This is a genomic window from Parabacteroides sp. HGS0025 (genome assembly GCF_000969845.1).
GTDB lineage: Bacteria > Bacteroidota > Bacteroidia > Bacteroidales > Tannerellaceae > Parabacteroides > Parabacteroides gordonii.
The window spans coordinates 3,451,027-3,466,947 of sequence record NZ_KQ033902.1 but is presented as its reverse complement, the minus strand read 5'-3'; the positions used below and the strand labels follow the sequence as shown (position 1 = coordinate 3,466,947).

The window sequence follows — 15,921 nt, the reverse complement described above, 5'->3', positions numbered from 1 at the left end:
GCTCTATGAATGAGGAGAATATTTCTCCTAAGACACGCAATCCGATTTTAAAAATCACAAAATTAGCCTTATTGTTCCTCTTTGTTTGTATATGGGAAGCCACAGCATCTCTTTCTTATTCCCAGGTAACAAAATTGAACCTTGAAGTAAACGGAACGATCCTTCAGGTCTTGAAATCCATCGAGAATCAGTCAGAGTTTACCTTTGTCTACAAACTGGATGAAGTAAATCTCAATGAGAACGTATCCGTAGATATGAAAAATAAATCTATTAATGAAGTATTGGATGCCCTGTTACGTGACAAATCATTGGGATACCGGATTACGGACAGGCATATTGTATTATTTAAAAAAGAAGAAGTAAAGCAGCAGGCACAACAAAACAATACAGTTGTGACCGGTACGATTGTCGACGACTTCGGTGAACCGGTGATCGGTGCCAATGTCCTTGTAAAAGGGGAAACCGGTGTAGGTACAACTACCGATATGAGAGGTAAATTCTCTTTAGACCTGAAAGATATCAAAGCTCCTGTATTAGTTATCTCCTTTATCGGTTACACTACACAGGAAGTTGTGGTTGGCGGTAAGACGACCTTGAATATTACATTGAAGGAAGACTCGAAAGCGTTGGAAGAAGTAGTTGTTATCGGTTACGGTACAAACTCTAAACGTAATCTTACCTCTGCCGTATCTACCGTAGATGCAGAGAAAATCAAGAACGTTCCGGTTCCTAATATCACAGACGCGTTGGCCGGACGTGCTGCCGGTTTGATCGTTACACAAGCGGGTGGTGGTCTTGGTAAAAAGTCTACTGTGTCTATACGTGGTGGTGGAACACCGATTGTAGTTATCGACGGCTTTGTTTCCGAATATGATGACTTTGTTAATTTGAATACAGATGATATAGAGTCGATGTCTATCCTGAAGGATGCTGCAGCCGCTGCTGTATACGGTGCTCGTGCAGGTGATGGCGTTTTGGTAGTTAAGACAAAAGGAGGGCTGAAAGGACTTCGTGTAGATTATAGCTTTAACCAGAGTTGGAGCGAACCGACTTACCTGGAAGAAAAACTTAACTCGTTTGAGAGGGCTTCTTTTGATAATACGGTTCGTGATCTGTATGGTCTCGAAAGAAGATGGACGGATGATGAATTGAATAAGTACCGCACCGGTTCCGATCCGTATAATTATCCGAATGTAGACTGGCAAAAGGTAATGCTTCGTAACTTTGCACCTGAAAGCAAGCATTCATTGGCCGTTCGAGGCGGTTCGGATTTCAATAAATATTATGTTTCCTTCCAGGCATACGACCAGGGATCGATGTATAAAGGTAGTGCTGAAAGTTATAAGCGTTATAATATTCGTATGAATGAATCTTCCGAATTTAAAGATTTAGGTCTGACCTTAAACTTTGGACTGGACGGATATATTGAGAATATGAAAACACCCCGTTCACAATATTCTACCGGTTATTGGGCAACATGGAGCCATATTCAGAATAAAAGCCCGATGGAACTCGATCGTAATCAAGACGGACAGATCTATATTGGTTATGATAATCCGTTAGCGGAGATATCTTCAGAATCAGGTTATTATAAAGAAGACTTTAAAATGGTTAACGGCTTATTTAATGCCGAATGGAAGGTGATAGGTGTCGAAGGATTAAAACTAAAGGTTAGCGGTAACTATCGCTTCGGTATGTTCGATACCAAAACTTGGACAAAGACGGCTCCGCAATATGACCTGGAAGGCAATACGGGCCCTGACTATCCTGTTAGTTTAAGGTATAATACAGGAAGTTATCGCCAGTGGACTATGCAGTACTTTGCCGACTACAATCGCTCCTTTTTAGATGAAACACATAATGTTTCGGCTACTATCGGATATGAACAAAGCTATCAATTTTACCGTGGATTTAATGCTCTGCGTAAAAATTATATATTTATGATCGACCAGTTGGGAGCAGGCCCTTCCGACACGATGGAAAATGGTGGCAGTGAAAGCGAAGCAGGGCAAGCCGGTCTTGTAGCCAGGGCTGCTTATAATTATAAGAAGAAATATTATATTGAAGGTTCTCTCCGTCATGACGGTAGCGATTTATTTCCGAAAGATCGTCGCTGGGGTAACTTCTTTTCGGGATCTGCAGCCTGGGCTATATCGGAAGAATCATTCTTTCAGCCTCTTAAAGACCGTAATATCCTGAACTTCTTTAAAGCACGTATTTCTTATGGACAAGTAGGGCTTAATGCCGTTTCTCCATTCAGTTATCTTACTTCATATAATTTAAATGAACGTGGCTATGTGATAGATGGCAAGATTGTCCCGACCTTTGGCGAAGGTGCATTGATCAGTGATGATATTACCTGGTACACTCGTAACTCTTTCGACGTTGGTTTCGACTTCAATACATTGGGCGAACGGCTTGCAGGTAGTTTTGACTACTTCTATATGCGAACAACCGGTTATCTGACCTCTCCTTCAAATGTAGATTATGCAGACCCACTGGGACTGTCGCTTCCTAAAGTTAAGTCAAATGGCGAACATCGTCGCGCAGGTTACGAATTTAATCTCTCCTGGAAGGATCATTTTGGTGATTTTAATTATGAAGTGGGTGCTAACTTTACCTATTTCGACCAGTTGGTATCCAATGCCTGGGATGAAGACCTGGCCAGCCAGAAGAACCCGTATAAACGTTCTGTTCAACAAACCGGATACTGGGGTAGCGGATATACGAACCTGGGATATTATAAGAATTCCGATCAGGCAATGAATATGCCTCGCCGGGATGGTTCGACCAACCTTGTTGCCGGTGATATTATCTATAAGGATATGAACGGTGACGGTATTATCGACGATAACGACCAGTGGCGTATCGGTAAGAATAATTTCCCACGTGGTAACTATGGTATTTATGCTAACCTTTCTTATAAAGGTTTTTCTGCCAATATTCTTTTCCAGGGAGCAACCTCACGCGATATGTATCTGGATGATGTAGTACGCGGACAATCTACCGGAGGTTATACAATGGTATATCCTTATCAGCTGGATTACTGGATGCCGGATAATACGGATGCGAAATACCCAAGAATTGCAATGAACTCCAATGTGAATGGAAATAACAACTATCAGACTTCAGACTTCTGGCTGGTGAACGGACGTTATATCCGTCTTAAATCATTGCAGTTCGGTTACGATTTCCGTGCAAAGTTGCTGAAGAACGTTAAATGGCTCTATAAGTGTCAGGTAGTATTGAGCGGACAGAACCTATTTACAATCTCTCCTGCAACAAAATATGGTTTCGACCCAGAAAACGGTAGTACCAATAACTACGATTACCCGGTGCAACGTGTGTATTCAGTTAGCTTGAATCTAGGATTTTAATCACTAAATAAAGAATAGACTTATGAAACTTAAAAATATAGTATCATTAGCATCCTTATCGATTTTACTTGGAATAACTTCCTGTAATGTATTGGATACGCAGCCTTTCGAATCGTATGATGAAGCAACCGTATGGGGATCTAAATCAACGGCTGATGCTTTTGTTACCGGAACGATGAGTGATATAATGTATGGTTACATCAACGGAAACCAGACAACTTGGGAAGAACGGACAAGTAATGCCGTACACTCAAATGGAGGGATCGGCTTCGTTCGCGAGCAACTTGACCGGTATACAGATGTGCATGATTTTAAGAATCAGTTTTCTAAAATCCGTCGTTGTAACCTGATCATAGAGAAGGCGACAGAATATACCGGACAAGGACTTTCTGAATCGGACGCAAAAGATCTTGTTGCTAAAGGTAAATTACTTCGGGCTTTATTCTATTATCAACAAGCTCGTACGATGGGACGTTTTGTGTGGATAGACAAAGTGTTGGCTCCAGCCGATACAGCCAATGCCGGTTTGATGATGCCTACCACAAAAACGACTACCGAAAGTTACACCTATATCCTGAATGATATAGATGCGGCTATTCCTGATCTGCCAACCGCTCCCAAATCCGGTGAGCTGTCACGCAACATGGCTTATGCTTTCAAATCGGAGATCGCTCTGCAGGCTGCCGCTTACGAAACGGACGCTAACAAAAAGAGAGAATGGCTGAAGGCTTCCATAGCCGCAGCCGATGCAGTGGAAGGTGCTTCGCTGGCTTCTGATTTCGGGAATATCTTCAACGAGAAAGACCGTTATTCAAACGAAATCATCTTTGCCATTTACCGGGATAAGGCTAATACCAATACGGATCATATTGCCCCCTTGCAGAACATAATGCCAAACACCAACAATGACAACCTGATCAAGAATGGCTGCGGTCCTTTGTTCCAGACAAACGGCGGACAACCTTTCATCGGTTGGTTGTGGTGGGCTCCGACACAGAACCTGATAGATTGCTATGACGTGATCGACGAGGCTACCGGACAAGGCGTTCCCTGGACCGAATCATCCCAGTTCAAAAATAATATAACTCTTACCCAGGGATCAGCCCCCGCCTGGACTATCGAACAGGAAAAAGCGGAAGTATTATTCTACGGTAATGCAAAAGGTGACAAGTCAGTTAGCGAGGTCATGTACAACAACCGTGACGCCCGCTTCTACGGAACATTCGCTTACGATGGCTGTACCTGGTGGAATGAGGATATTTATATGACGGTAAACGGTAACTTATGGCGTAAATCAAACGGCGGCTTAGGCCCTCACATGGGACTGACCAATTATTACTGGAAGAAAGGCGTATATAACGTAGATCCTCGTGTATTGGCCGGCACACCGACCGACTACCATTACGTTGTGACCCGTTACGGACGTGTCCTGCTGAATAAAGCCGAAGCCATCTTGTGGTTGGCCGGAATGGGCGAAGGTAACTATGCGGATGCAGTCGCCATCTGTAACCAGACCCGCACGGTGCACGGTAAACTGCCGGCCAAACAGGTAAACAACCTGCAGGATGCCTGGAACTTCTACAAACAAGAACGCCGTTGCGAACTGCCGATGGAAAACGACTATTACTGGAGTTTGCTGCGTTGGGGTAAACACGGTGGCGCTGCCAATAACGGCGTAGCACCGGGCGGTAAGATTGCCGGATTTACAGAAATACCGACTTACGTGGAAATAACGAAAGATCGTACATCCTTCTATGTCGGTAAAGTGACGCATGGCGATAATGATATCCGCGAGTTCCGTGAAGACCGCCGTTACCTGCTTCCTATCCCGCAGGGACAGATCGACCGTAACGCTAATTTAGGCCCACAGAACCCGGGTTGGTAATCGATGATTAATCATTAATACAAAGAAGTATGAAAAAGAATATGATAAAACTGGTGAAGAATAGTCTGTTATTAATGCTTGTTTTGGTATGCTCTTCCTGTCTGGAAGGAAACCTGGATGACCTGCCCGCATTCGAAGAAGCCAATATCACAGACGTGAAGTTTGATTTCCGCTATAAAGATCCGACAGATGTATGGATCGACGGAGAACCGATCGTGAAAGTCGTGACTCTGTCTGTAAACGATAAAGTAATCAATGCGGAAACAGGAACGATCACTTGCACGGTTTCGGTTCCGGCAGCCGACGGCCCTTTCACGGAAGCGATCCGCGGTACCGTTGCACTGACCAATCTCGTAGGAAAATTCAACCTCTCCACAGCGGCAGTCATTACCCCGCAGGACGGTGCCCCGACATTGGGTTCACCCGGTGATTTTTCTACCACGCGGAGATATCTGGTAAAAGCCGCCAACGGCACGAAGAAAGATTGGACAATCCAGATCACTGCATTGAATAAGTAACCTATATATTTATATCCTTAGATCTGAAATCCTGAGGCTGTCCGACCCTGTATGAGGACGGACAGCCTTTTCTCTGTAAACAAACGAATGTAAAAATGAAGAAGATGAAGAAAACTCAGTTATGGCTGGCATGTTTTGTGTTCATGCTTGCCGGCCAGTCCTTATTCTCCCAAGGCCTGTCGAAAGAGTCGTGGCGGGAGATCTCCGGCGAGAAATACGACTGGACGAAGACGATGCAACCCGAACAGGCTTACATGCATCCCTACCATCAGATGCAATTGATGAAGATCATGCTTTCGTACCCCGATGAAAAAGGAGACCCGGTGCTTTGCTATACCTTCGAGCAAGTCCTGTCGCTCGTCAAGCAGATGGACGCCGTGACAAGGGGGCTACCGAAGACCCTCTATCTGGTAGGCTGGCAATATAAAGGGCATGACGATAAATACCCCGCCTGGTTTGAAGTAAACAACACCCTGAAAAGAGACTGCGACGCCACCGGCCGTGAGTCGTTGCTATGGCTGGCCGAAGAAGCAAAGAAATACAACACCCACATCAGCGTCCACGTCAATATGACCGATGCCTACGACGACAGCCCGTTATGGGATGAATACCTCGCTAAAGGCTTTATCTCCCGCAACACCGATGGCACCCCGATGCAGATAGGTGTATGGAACGGACGCAAAGCCTATCAGATATGTTATAAGAACGAGTGGGAGAGTGGCTATGCCGTGAAGCGTATCGACGCCTTGCTGGAACTGCTGCCTTTCCTGAAGGATGCCGGATCGATCATGATCGACGCTTTCTTTGTACGCGACAACCACTATGAAAAGATCTCATGGGAAGAAGAAGAGAACTACCAGCGAAGGATCTTCCGTTACTTCAGGGGAAAAGGGATCGATGTCACGCACGAGAGCTTCAACCGCCTGCGGGAAGGGAAAGACCTCTTTATCGGCCTGACTCCGTGGTACCTCTGGTTTGAAGCCACAGAAGCGGACTATATGAAATACCCCGCTTACCTGACCACCGGAGGAGCTTCCTACCTCTTCGCCAAACAGTTTCCCGACCTGACCCGGGAACAACTTCAACTGGGCTTCCTGTTCGGTATGAGCGGCCGGGGAGAGGACTGTTTCGGCGGAATTGACAACGACTTCCTGCCCGCACCCGACTGGATCGACAAATACCGCTACCAGTTCTATACCGGAACCCTTCCTTACGTCTACCTGAACCGTTACAAACGGGAGAACCTGACCGGAAAAGGAGAAAACCGTATCGCCTATTATAACGACGACCTCACCGTATCGCTGAAAGACTCGACCATCACCCACCATAAACGGCTGTTGCGGGATCACGACGACCTCTTTATGCCTGTCCTCTGGCGTGCCGGCCGCGAATACATGGCCTATTCCGTCAAGGGATATACAGACAAGACCTGGCAACTGCCACCCGACTGGTCGGATGTGCACAGTGTGGATATCTACCGGATAACCCCTGCCGGTATCTCCTATAAAACAAGTGTAGCCTGCGAAAAAGGAACTGTCCGCCTCTCCCTTGAACCGGATGAAGCTGTCTCCGTTTTCCCTTCTACCGGACGTTATAAATCCGAATTGTAACACCTTTAAATTATAACCGAATGAAACACTCATTATTATCCGTGCTATTCGCCTGCCTGGGAATGTCCTGCATACATGATACGCCACAGGCGCCATACACCTATGCCGTAGCCGGAACCCAATGGGAAGAAGCCCTGGGAAACCATCGTGCCGTACTGACTGTCGATAACCCCGCCGAAGCCGTGCAGCTCTCTTTCGACTGGCGGCGACCGGACAAGGACGTTGAAAACCGCCGTCTCCTGATCGTACAGGCGGAAACCGGCGACACCATCCCCAACATCCGGCGGATAAAGGTCGACAACGAACAGTGCCAGCTCGTCTTCGGCCCGGTCAAAGCGAAAGGCACTTATTATTTCTATTATCTCCCTTACCGTGTGCAGGAAGGGTGGGGAAACTATCACCGGGGTTATTACCCGCAGGAGGAAGCTCCCGACCCGCAATGGCCAGCCGTTTCAGAAGGACTCCCGCAGGCAAAAGTAACCCGTGTGGAGTCGCGTACCGCCTTCGACAGCTTCTATCCGATGGAAGTGATCGCAACGGCAAACGAGAAAGATAATTATCGCAAGGCCAACCCCGGCCGCTTCCTCGTCTTTCCCGAAGACCGTACCCATCCGATACGCATGAGAGCCCATATCCCTTATAAATGGCTGCAAAGCCCGGATCATTCCACCTTCAGGGGAACGGCCCTGCCGAACGAATACTACGCTTTCCAGTTGGGTGTCTGGGCAGGTAAAGAGGAACTCAAAAGCATCCTCTACGAAACATCCGGCCTGAAGAGCGGCAATAACATCATCCCGGCGGAAGCGATCACCTGCTTCAACCGCAACGGGGTAAACCCGTTGGGCAAACCCTTCACCAAGGAGATAAGCGTCGCCCCGGATGCCGTGCAGCCCCTCTGGTTCGGTGTCGACCTGAAAGAAGACCAACCCGCTGGCACCTATAAGGGAGTCATCGTGATAACGGACGAAACCGGTTATGCCGTCCCTGTCGACATCGAGCTGAAAGTATCCGGCAAAGCCCTCGCCGACCGGGGGGACAACGAACCCTGGCGCCACAGCCGCCTGCGCTGGCTGAACTCGACACTGGGCATCACCGATAAACCGACAACCGGTTACAGCAACCTCTCGCTCAACAGCAACAGTATCTCCTGCCTGGGACGTACCGTCAGTCTCGACATGCCAACCGGCCTTCCGTCCTCTATCGACTCCTGGGGACATGAATTGCTGGCTTCCCCCGTGCGCTTCATTATCCGGACGGATGCAGGAGAGAAAAGGCTGAACGGTACGGTCGAAGTCACCGGCCAGTCCGCAGGCAAAGTCACCGGACGCTGGAAAGCCGAAGATACCGACCTGTCGCTGACCTGCCACACGACGATGGAGTTCGACGGCTGGATCAACTATGTCTATTCCATCTCCCCCAAAAAAGATTTACAGATCAAAGACATCCGCCTGGAGATACCGATGAAAAGCGCCGCCACCCCTTATTTCATGGGACTGGGATTACCGGGACAGGAAACTCCCGACAACTATACCGGCGGCTGGGAAACCCGGGGAAAGACCGTGCACGACTACGCCGTCTCCATCCCCACCTCTAAAAGCACTTCCTGGCTATGGCCTTTCGACAGCTTCTGGTGCGGTTCCGAGAAAGCCGGTATCCATTGCGAACTGCGTGGTGCTTCTTACACCGGCCCGCTGCTGAACCTCTACCGTCCGGCCTATCCGGCAAGCTGGTACAACGACGGCAAAGGCGGTTTCCGTATCAACCGCAGTGCCGGCCAGACCGTCGCCACCGCTTATAGCGGCGAACGAACCCTGAAGGCAGGCGAAGATCTTGCATTTGATTTCTCCCTGCTCATCACTCCGGTGAAGGAGATAGAACCCCGCCGTCAATTCACCGACCGTTATTATCATAACAGTTTCGCACCCGCTCCGGAACAGGAGAACCTCGACGTCGGCGTCAAGATCATCAACGTACACCATGCCAACGCGCTCAACCCGTTCATCAATTATCCGTTTATCACTGCGGATAAGATAAAAGACTTCACGAAAGAATGGCACGCCAAAGATTGTAAGGTGAAGATCTACTACACCATCCGTGAGCTGACGAACGTACTACCCGAGGTATGGGCGTTGCGTAGCTTGGGTGACGAGATACTGCAAGGCGGCAACGGCGGCGGTTTCCCCTGGTGCCGGGAACATTACGTAACGGACTATACTCCCCAGTGGTACCAGCACCTCGACGGTCAGGGCTTCGGCATCGCCGCAGACGCATCCGTCCTGACGGCTACCGGCGATTCGCGCTGGTACAACTACTACATCGAAGGACTGGCCTGGCTGGTGAAGCACACCGACATCGACGGCCTCTACCTGGATGACGTCGCTTTCGGGCGCGACATGCTGAAACGTATGCGTCATGCGATGGACGATGTGAAGCCGGGTTGCATCATCGACCTGCATTCGAACACCGGCTTCTCCCGCGGCCCGGCTACCCAGTATGCCGAATACTTCCCCTATGTGGATAAGGTATGGTTTGGCGAGAGCTTCATGTACGATGAGATGTCGCCTGCCAACTGGCTCGTGGAAGTCTCCGGCATCCCCTTCGGACTGATGGGCGATATGCTGCACGGTGGCGGCAACAAATGGCTGGGTATGCAATACGGCATGACCGTCCGCCAGCCCTGGGTTACGGAAGGTGTCTCCTGTGATCCCCGCTTCATCTGGAAGCTCTGGGACGACTTCGGCATCATGGACGCGCAGATGGTAGGCTTCTGGGAAGATAACCCGCCTGTCACCTCTTCCGACAAGGAGGTCAAAGTAACCACCTACATCAAGCAAGGCAAGACCCTTCTCTCGGTCGGTAACTATTCTACCGCCCCGAAGCAGGTTAAACTCAGTATCGACTGGAAGCAGCTCGGCCTCGACCCGTCGTCTGTCCGTATGGTAGCCCCGGCAATCGCCGACTTCCAGGAAGCGCAGGAATTCACCCCCGGTACCCCGATCCCGGTCGATCCGAAACGGGGTTGGTTGATTGTCCTTTCGGAATGATGCGAATAGTCCACCGTCTGCGGATAGGTTTCACTGCTACTGTATGAGAGGTGTCATCACCCTCGTGTAGGTAGTAGCACTATTTATATATACAAACAATTTATCATCATGAAAGCACTTTTTTATATTCTTACACTATTCCTCTTCCTCTCGTGCAGCACGCAGGGTACGCTGGAGAAGATAGACATCCAACTGGATAAGGAAACCCTGAACCCTGTGCGTAACCCCGGCGAACGGGGAACTATTCAGATCACAGGGCATTACTCCAATGGCAAGACGATTGACATTCCCTTGTCGGAGGTTGCTCTGGCTGTCCGTACGGTCAGTGCGAGCGGCAACGTGGAGGTAGTGGCACTGTCGGGCGACCAGTTGCTCCCGAAAGAGGGAGGCCTAGCCGAAGTCACCGCCGTCTACCAGAAAGACGGTACGACTTACGCTGCCGCAAAGCAGGTCGTAGTGGCTCCTTACTACCGCGACTATCACCAGACACTCGTCATGAAGCTTTTCGTGGCATACGACGGTGAACTCAATGAGCCCGACCCAAACAACGTCATCTTCCAGCACAAAGACCCTTCGCGCCTGTGCACCTTCAGCGAAGCCCTGGACGTGGTCAAGCGGATCGACAACCTGACACGCGGCATTCCGAAGATCATTTACCTGGTGGGGTGGCAACGTGGCGGACACGATCACCTGTACCCCGACTGGAGCATCGTCAACCCCAAACTTAAACGGGAGGAAGATGCCACCGCCCTGGAAAGTCTCCGCTGGCTGATCCGTGAAGCACGGGCTTATAACACGACCGTCAGCCTTCATATCAATATGGTCGACGCCTTTGAAGAAAGCCCTCTCTGGGACACTTACATCAAGAACGACATCATCGCCCGCGATGCCAACGGCAACCTGAAGTCGATCTGGGAATACATCAAAGGCCATAAAGCCTATCACCTGAGCTATACGAAAGAGTGGGAGAAAGGCTTCACCAAACCCCGTATTGACCGGCTGATCGACATGATACCCGAACTAAGAGACGGCCACACCATCCATATCGACGCCTTCATGGCTTACTGGCAACCGGAAAACCGTCCGTTGAGCCCCTGGCACGCCAAGCCGGAGAACGGCGGGATCGACTGGTACAAAGAGGTGGAAACCCAACGCAAGATCTTCAAATACTGGCGGGAGAAAGGTTTCGACGTCACGGGAGAAGGCATCTTCTGGGCGCATCCACCCGGCGAAGGTTTCGTTGGATTGCAGCCTATGTCGTGGTGGTTCCCGGCGGATATAGGTTTCCAGATGCAGATACCCGAAAGGCTGTCGGCACGCGGACGTACGCATCGGGATGGGCAGGGCGATTTCCGTTTCGGTTCGAGTATGCAGGGAGAAGAGATCCTTCAGAAAGATAAGGAGAATATGCCCGGCTTCCTGTCGCAGTTCTGCACGATGACGCTGCCCTGGTATTACCTGAGCCGGCTCGACCGGGTTGCTCTTATCGACGAAGCCCTCTATTACAGCAACGGTGTCGTGGCACGTGTGGAAGACGGAAAGAACATCATCCGCAAAGGTGATTTCATCCTGCGTGAGAACGACAATCTGTTCGTCCCCGCCCTCTGGAACGACAACGAGATCATCGCTTATTCGGGCGACGGATACGAAGGCCGCAGCTGGCTGATGCCGGAAGGTTGGGAGAAAATATCTTCCGTGGATATCTACTCCATCTCCCTGACCGGTTCGACCCTGAAGCAATCCGCCGTCCCCGTACGCAATGGCCTGCTGATGCTCACGCTGGGGAAGGAGGAAGCCGTTTCGATCGTTCCCGCCGGACAAGCGCTTCAATAGCACCGGCTTGGTTAATTCCCTTTGAAGAATTCTTCTTCCCTGTAATACTGCAACCTCTCTTCGGCAGCGTCTTTCAGCTTTTGCATATAGCCGGATAGCTTTTCGCGCCGGCTGATGCTGTCGAGGAAGAGCTGGTAGTATCTGACCGCATTCTTGTTGTCTTTCAGTATATCGTAGGCATAGGCGATGTGGTTGAGGGTGACGGACGATTGCGGGTTGTAAGACAGCGATGTTTTCAGGGCCACGATCTCCTCTTTCAGTTCACGGCGCATCACGAACCCTTTGGCCAGCGTGTTGTACAGCGAGAACATCAGCGTACTGTCCGGCATGATCAGCTCGATGGCCTTCTTCGTTGCCTCGATTCCCTCGGTGGCATATCCGGGCATTTCGATAGCTGCAATCCCCAGGTAAGTGAGTATCTGCGGGTTCTTTTCCTTTGCTTTCTTGTTGGCCATGTCCAGGCATTCGTAGGCTTTCAGTAGGCTGTCGTTTTTCAGGTAGCAGAGTCCCAGGTAATAGTTGGTGTTGGCCGTGTTATCTCCCAGTTGCGAGAGGTTCCGGTATTTGTCGAGGGCCGGCCGGAACTGCTCTTTCTGGAAATAGGCGAACGCATTTACCCGGTTGACGGGCAGATTCAGGGAGTCCAGTGCGATATACTCGTCGGTGTACCGGATCGCTGCATCCACAGAGTCCATTTCCAGGTACAGGTTCGACAGGCGGAGCACTGCCGCATAGTCTGACGAGTCCCTTTCCAGTGCCCGCTTATAGATGAAGAGGGCGGAGTCCGGTTGTTCCGTTTTCCCGTAGCAATCGCCCAACAGGCGTAAGGCATATTGGGTGGTGTCACCGGCCAACATGGTTTCGGCCAGAGCTTTGGCTTCTTCGTACTGCTCGTTGCGGAAATACAACTGTCCTATCTTTGTCCGGATGTAGGTGTTGCCGGGAGCCAGTTCCAGTGCTTTTCCGTATTCTTCCAGTGCTTTGTTATCGCTGTTTTGCATCAGGTAGCAGTTGGCGCGTTCGATGTACAGGTGCGTGTTCAGCGAGTCGGCCGCGATCATTTCGTTGAGCAGGCGTACTGCGTCGCTATACCGGTTCAGTTCCTTGTAGGCGGCTAGCTTTTTCCGTTGCAGGTCGGGAGTCACAGAGTCTAGGCGGCCGATAAGGTCGATGGCCTGCCGGTAGTTGTAACTGTTTATTGCTTCCTCAATGGCCTGCAAAGAGGTGTCCTGAGCCTGTACCGGAAAACCGTATGTGCACAGCCAGCAAAGGATAATGAATAAATAAGAGCTTCTTTGTTTCATATTCATGTTTTATCAGTTTTGTATGTAGTGTCGTCGGTAGGGGCGGTTCGCGAACCGCCCTTACAAGGCCTGTTATTTCAAGTCCCGAACCGTGACGTATCCACCGCCTTCACTTTCTTCTCCTTGAAACCGCCGAAGCTGTAACGGACTGTCAGCGATACCGACCGTACGTCCTGGAACAGTTCCATCCGACTTTTCTGCCCCTGCTCGTCGATATGGGTGAGGGGCTTCTGGCTGTTCAGCAGGTCGGTACCCTTGAGGGTGAAGCGGAGTTTCTGCCGGGGGAGCGTCCATACCAGGGCGGCATCGATACTATATAGCGGGTCGATGTCGTAGATACCCTGTATGGCGGGCGAACTGTAATCGCCGCTGATGTCGAGCGAAAGGTTCTTGTCACGTGTCAGGAAGATCGTATTGGTCAGCATCGCCCGTCCGAACAACTTCTTCCGGTCGAAGGAGACGTCTATCAATGTGCCCTTGTCGTGGATGGCAAAGCCCATCAGCGTCAACCGCGAACTGAGCACTTCCCCGGCACGGAAAGGGACGACGGCCATTAGCCCGAATGTGTTATGTACATCCAGGTTGATCGTATGGAATACCGATTGCAGGCGGTCGGGGCATTGGTACGACATCTGCAGTATCCTGTCCGGCTGGAAATTGGCGAAAGCCCCCAGCACGTATTTGTTCTTCATCACATAAGTTAGCTGCATCGAATAGTTCAGTTCCGGTTTCAGATTAGGGTTACCTTTTATCACACTATACACATTCATATAATAGGTATTAGGTGTCGTAGCCCAGTAGGAAGGATACTTCCGGTTGCTCGACAGCGAGAACTGCAACATATTGGATCGGTCGATCCGGTAGACCGCAGACAACGACGGGAACAGGTCGGCTTTGTCCCACAACGTACTTTCCATTCCCGCCGAGTCGACCGAAGCCTTGTAATACCTCACCGTCAGCGAAGCATCCAGCGAGAACTTCTTCCCGAACGCATGCGATACCCCGGCGAAAGCACCCACGGAATATTCCTTCTGCTTCAGGTCGAACGTACCTTCGCTTTCCTGCTCGTTGTCGAGAAGCGCGTCCGCCTCATTAGTCGTACCAGACAGCGAAGCTTCCAGGCCGTAGGCTATCTTCCATTTACCAGATGTCGTGACGGAATGGTTCAGGTACATATTAGCCCGTTGTGCCTGCTGGCGGCTTTCGTTGCGCCTGTTTTGCTTATCGGCATCTTCAAAATTGTTGACCAGCTCCTGCAAGGATTTATCCTTGTAGAACGTATAGTCGATACCCGCGTTGAGATTCTTATAGCCGTTGTAGTCGGCACGTGTACTGTGCAGGGAAGAAGGGCCGGTTGTCCGGCTGGTTGTGTTCACTGTTTCGATGTCCGTGAAATCCGTCCGTCCACCCCGGTAGGAAGGGGGGGCGTCCTGTGTGTACCGTCCGGTGTAGGAGAGGGACAGCTTGTCTTTGTTGTCGAAATCATACTCGAAGGCAGCCCGCAGGTTGTGGGTTATACTTTTGTTTTCCGACCAGTTCTTTTGCAGGATATCATATTTCTCACCGTTCACGGTCGGTTCGGCATGCATATCTTCCGTAGAACGCCCGTGGCGGTAACCGGCCGAGTAGGAGAGGTCGGCCGCATATTTCTTACCGGTGTACGACAGGTTCACCAGCCCCGAAGGAGATAAATAATAAGCCTGCTTTCCGGTCAGCGACACTTCCCCTTTCAGTTGCTCTTTCAGGCTCCTGTCGTTTTCGATGATCACGTTGATCGACGCACCTCTTACGCCGTATTGGGGCGGGGTGCTGTACATCACCTCCACCTTCTTTACCTTGCCCGAAGGGGTGGCCTTCAGCATATCGGCCAGCTGTTCCGTCGTCATGGAGCTTTTGCGGCCGTTGATAATGATGGTCGTCTCCGATGTACCCAGCAGGGTGATGTCGTCGCCGCTTTTGCCTACCCCCGGCAGTTCGCCCAGGATATCGAACGCGTTGTCTACCGGCTTGCTCTTTATCAGGTTGGGGATGTCGTACTCCAGTTTTCCGGCGGCCATCTTCACCAGCGGGCGTTCGGCTTTCACGAATACTTCCGGCAAGTCCAGCGTGATACTGTCGTTCACCAGGAGGGTGCCTGAAGCGGTTTTCGTCTGTGCCAGCATCCCTTCATGCAGAGGGAAGAGGCCTGTAATTATCCATAAGTACCAGATCTTTTTCATGGCTTTGTGTTTTCCGGCGAATGTAGACGGGGGAAATGGAATATCCAAAAAAGCCCTTCATTTGGTAAGACTAAATAACATTCGCCCGAAACTGTGTTATTTTGGTTTAAAGCGGAGAGCGGCAAACCGGA

8 protein-coding genes are annotated in these 15,921 nt (G+C 50.3%); 6 read left to right on the top strand and 2 right to left on the bottom strand.

Annotated elements, in window-relative coordinates; all coding sequences use genetic code 11:
- Positions 1-5: 5 nt before the first annotated feature.
- The 6 genes from HMPREF1212_RS13665 (at position 6) to HMPREF1212_RS13640 (ending at position 12,267) form a co-directional block, all read left to right on the top strand.
- Positions 6-3,377, top strand: coding sequence for a TonB-dependent receptor (locus tag HMPREF1212_RS13665; protein ID WP_232430099.1), 3,372 nt, complete (start codon positions 6-8; stop codon positions 3,375-3,377).
- A 22-nt stretch (positions 3,378-3,399) separates the two neighbouring features.
- Positions 3,400-5,262 carry a RagB/SusD family nutrient uptake outer membrane protein gene (locus tag HMPREF1212_RS13660; protein ID WP_046149727.1) on the top strand — a complete coding sequence of 621 codons (1,863 nt, stop codon included), beginning with the start codon at positions 3,400-3,402 and terminating at the stop codon, positions 5,260-5,262.
- Positions 5,263-5,291: 29 nt separating this feature from the next.
- Complete coding sequence (locus HMPREF1212_RS13655) at positions 5,292-5,780, top strand: DUF5018-related domain-containing protein (RefSeq protein WP_046149726.1); 489 nt, start codon at positions 5,292-5,294, stop codon at positions 5,778-5,780.
- A gap of 104 nt (positions 5,781-5,884) precedes the next feature.
- On the top strand, positions 5,885-7,390 hold the full coding sequence (locus HMPREF1212_RS13650) for an endo-alpha-N-acetylgalactosaminidase family protein (RefSeq protein ID WP_046150392.1): 1,506 nt from the start codon (positions 5,885-5,887) through the stop codon (positions 7,388-7,390).
- 20 nt (positions 7,391-7,410) lie between these two features.
- Positions 7,411-10,434, top strand: coding sequence for a glycoside hydrolase domain-containing protein (locus tag HMPREF1212_RS13645; protein ID WP_046149725.1), 3,024 nt, complete (start codon positions 7,411-7,413; stop codon positions 10,432-10,434).
- A gap of 108 nt (positions 10,435-10,542) precedes the next feature.
- A complete protein-coding gene (locus tag HMPREF1212_RS13640) occupies positions 10,543-12,267 on the top strand; it encodes an endo-alpha-N-acetylgalactosaminidase family protein (protein WP_046149724.1) in 1,725 nt (574 codons plus the stop codon).
- 11 nt (positions 12,268-12,278) lie between these two features.
- On the opposite strand, the gene HMPREF1212_RS13635 is transcribed toward HMPREF1212_RS13640, so the two are convergent.
- Both HMPREF1212_RS13635 and HMPREF1212_RS13630 read right to left on the bottom strand, forming a co-directional pair.
- Positions 12,279-13,571: a tetratricopeptide repeat protein gene (locus tag HMPREF1212_RS13635; RefSeq protein ID WP_198293266.1), complete on the bottom strand. Its 1,293-nt coding sequence runs from the start codon at positions 13,569-13,571 to the stop codon at positions 12,279-12,281.
- 77 nt (positions 13,572-13,648) lie between these two features.
- Complete coding sequence (locus HMPREF1212_RS13630; protein WP_046149722.1) at positions 13,649-15,790, bottom strand: outer membrane beta-barrel family protein; 2,142 nt, start codon at positions 15,788-15,790, stop codon at positions 13,649-13,651.
- Between the last annotated feature and the right edge of the window lie 131 nt (positions 15,791-15,921).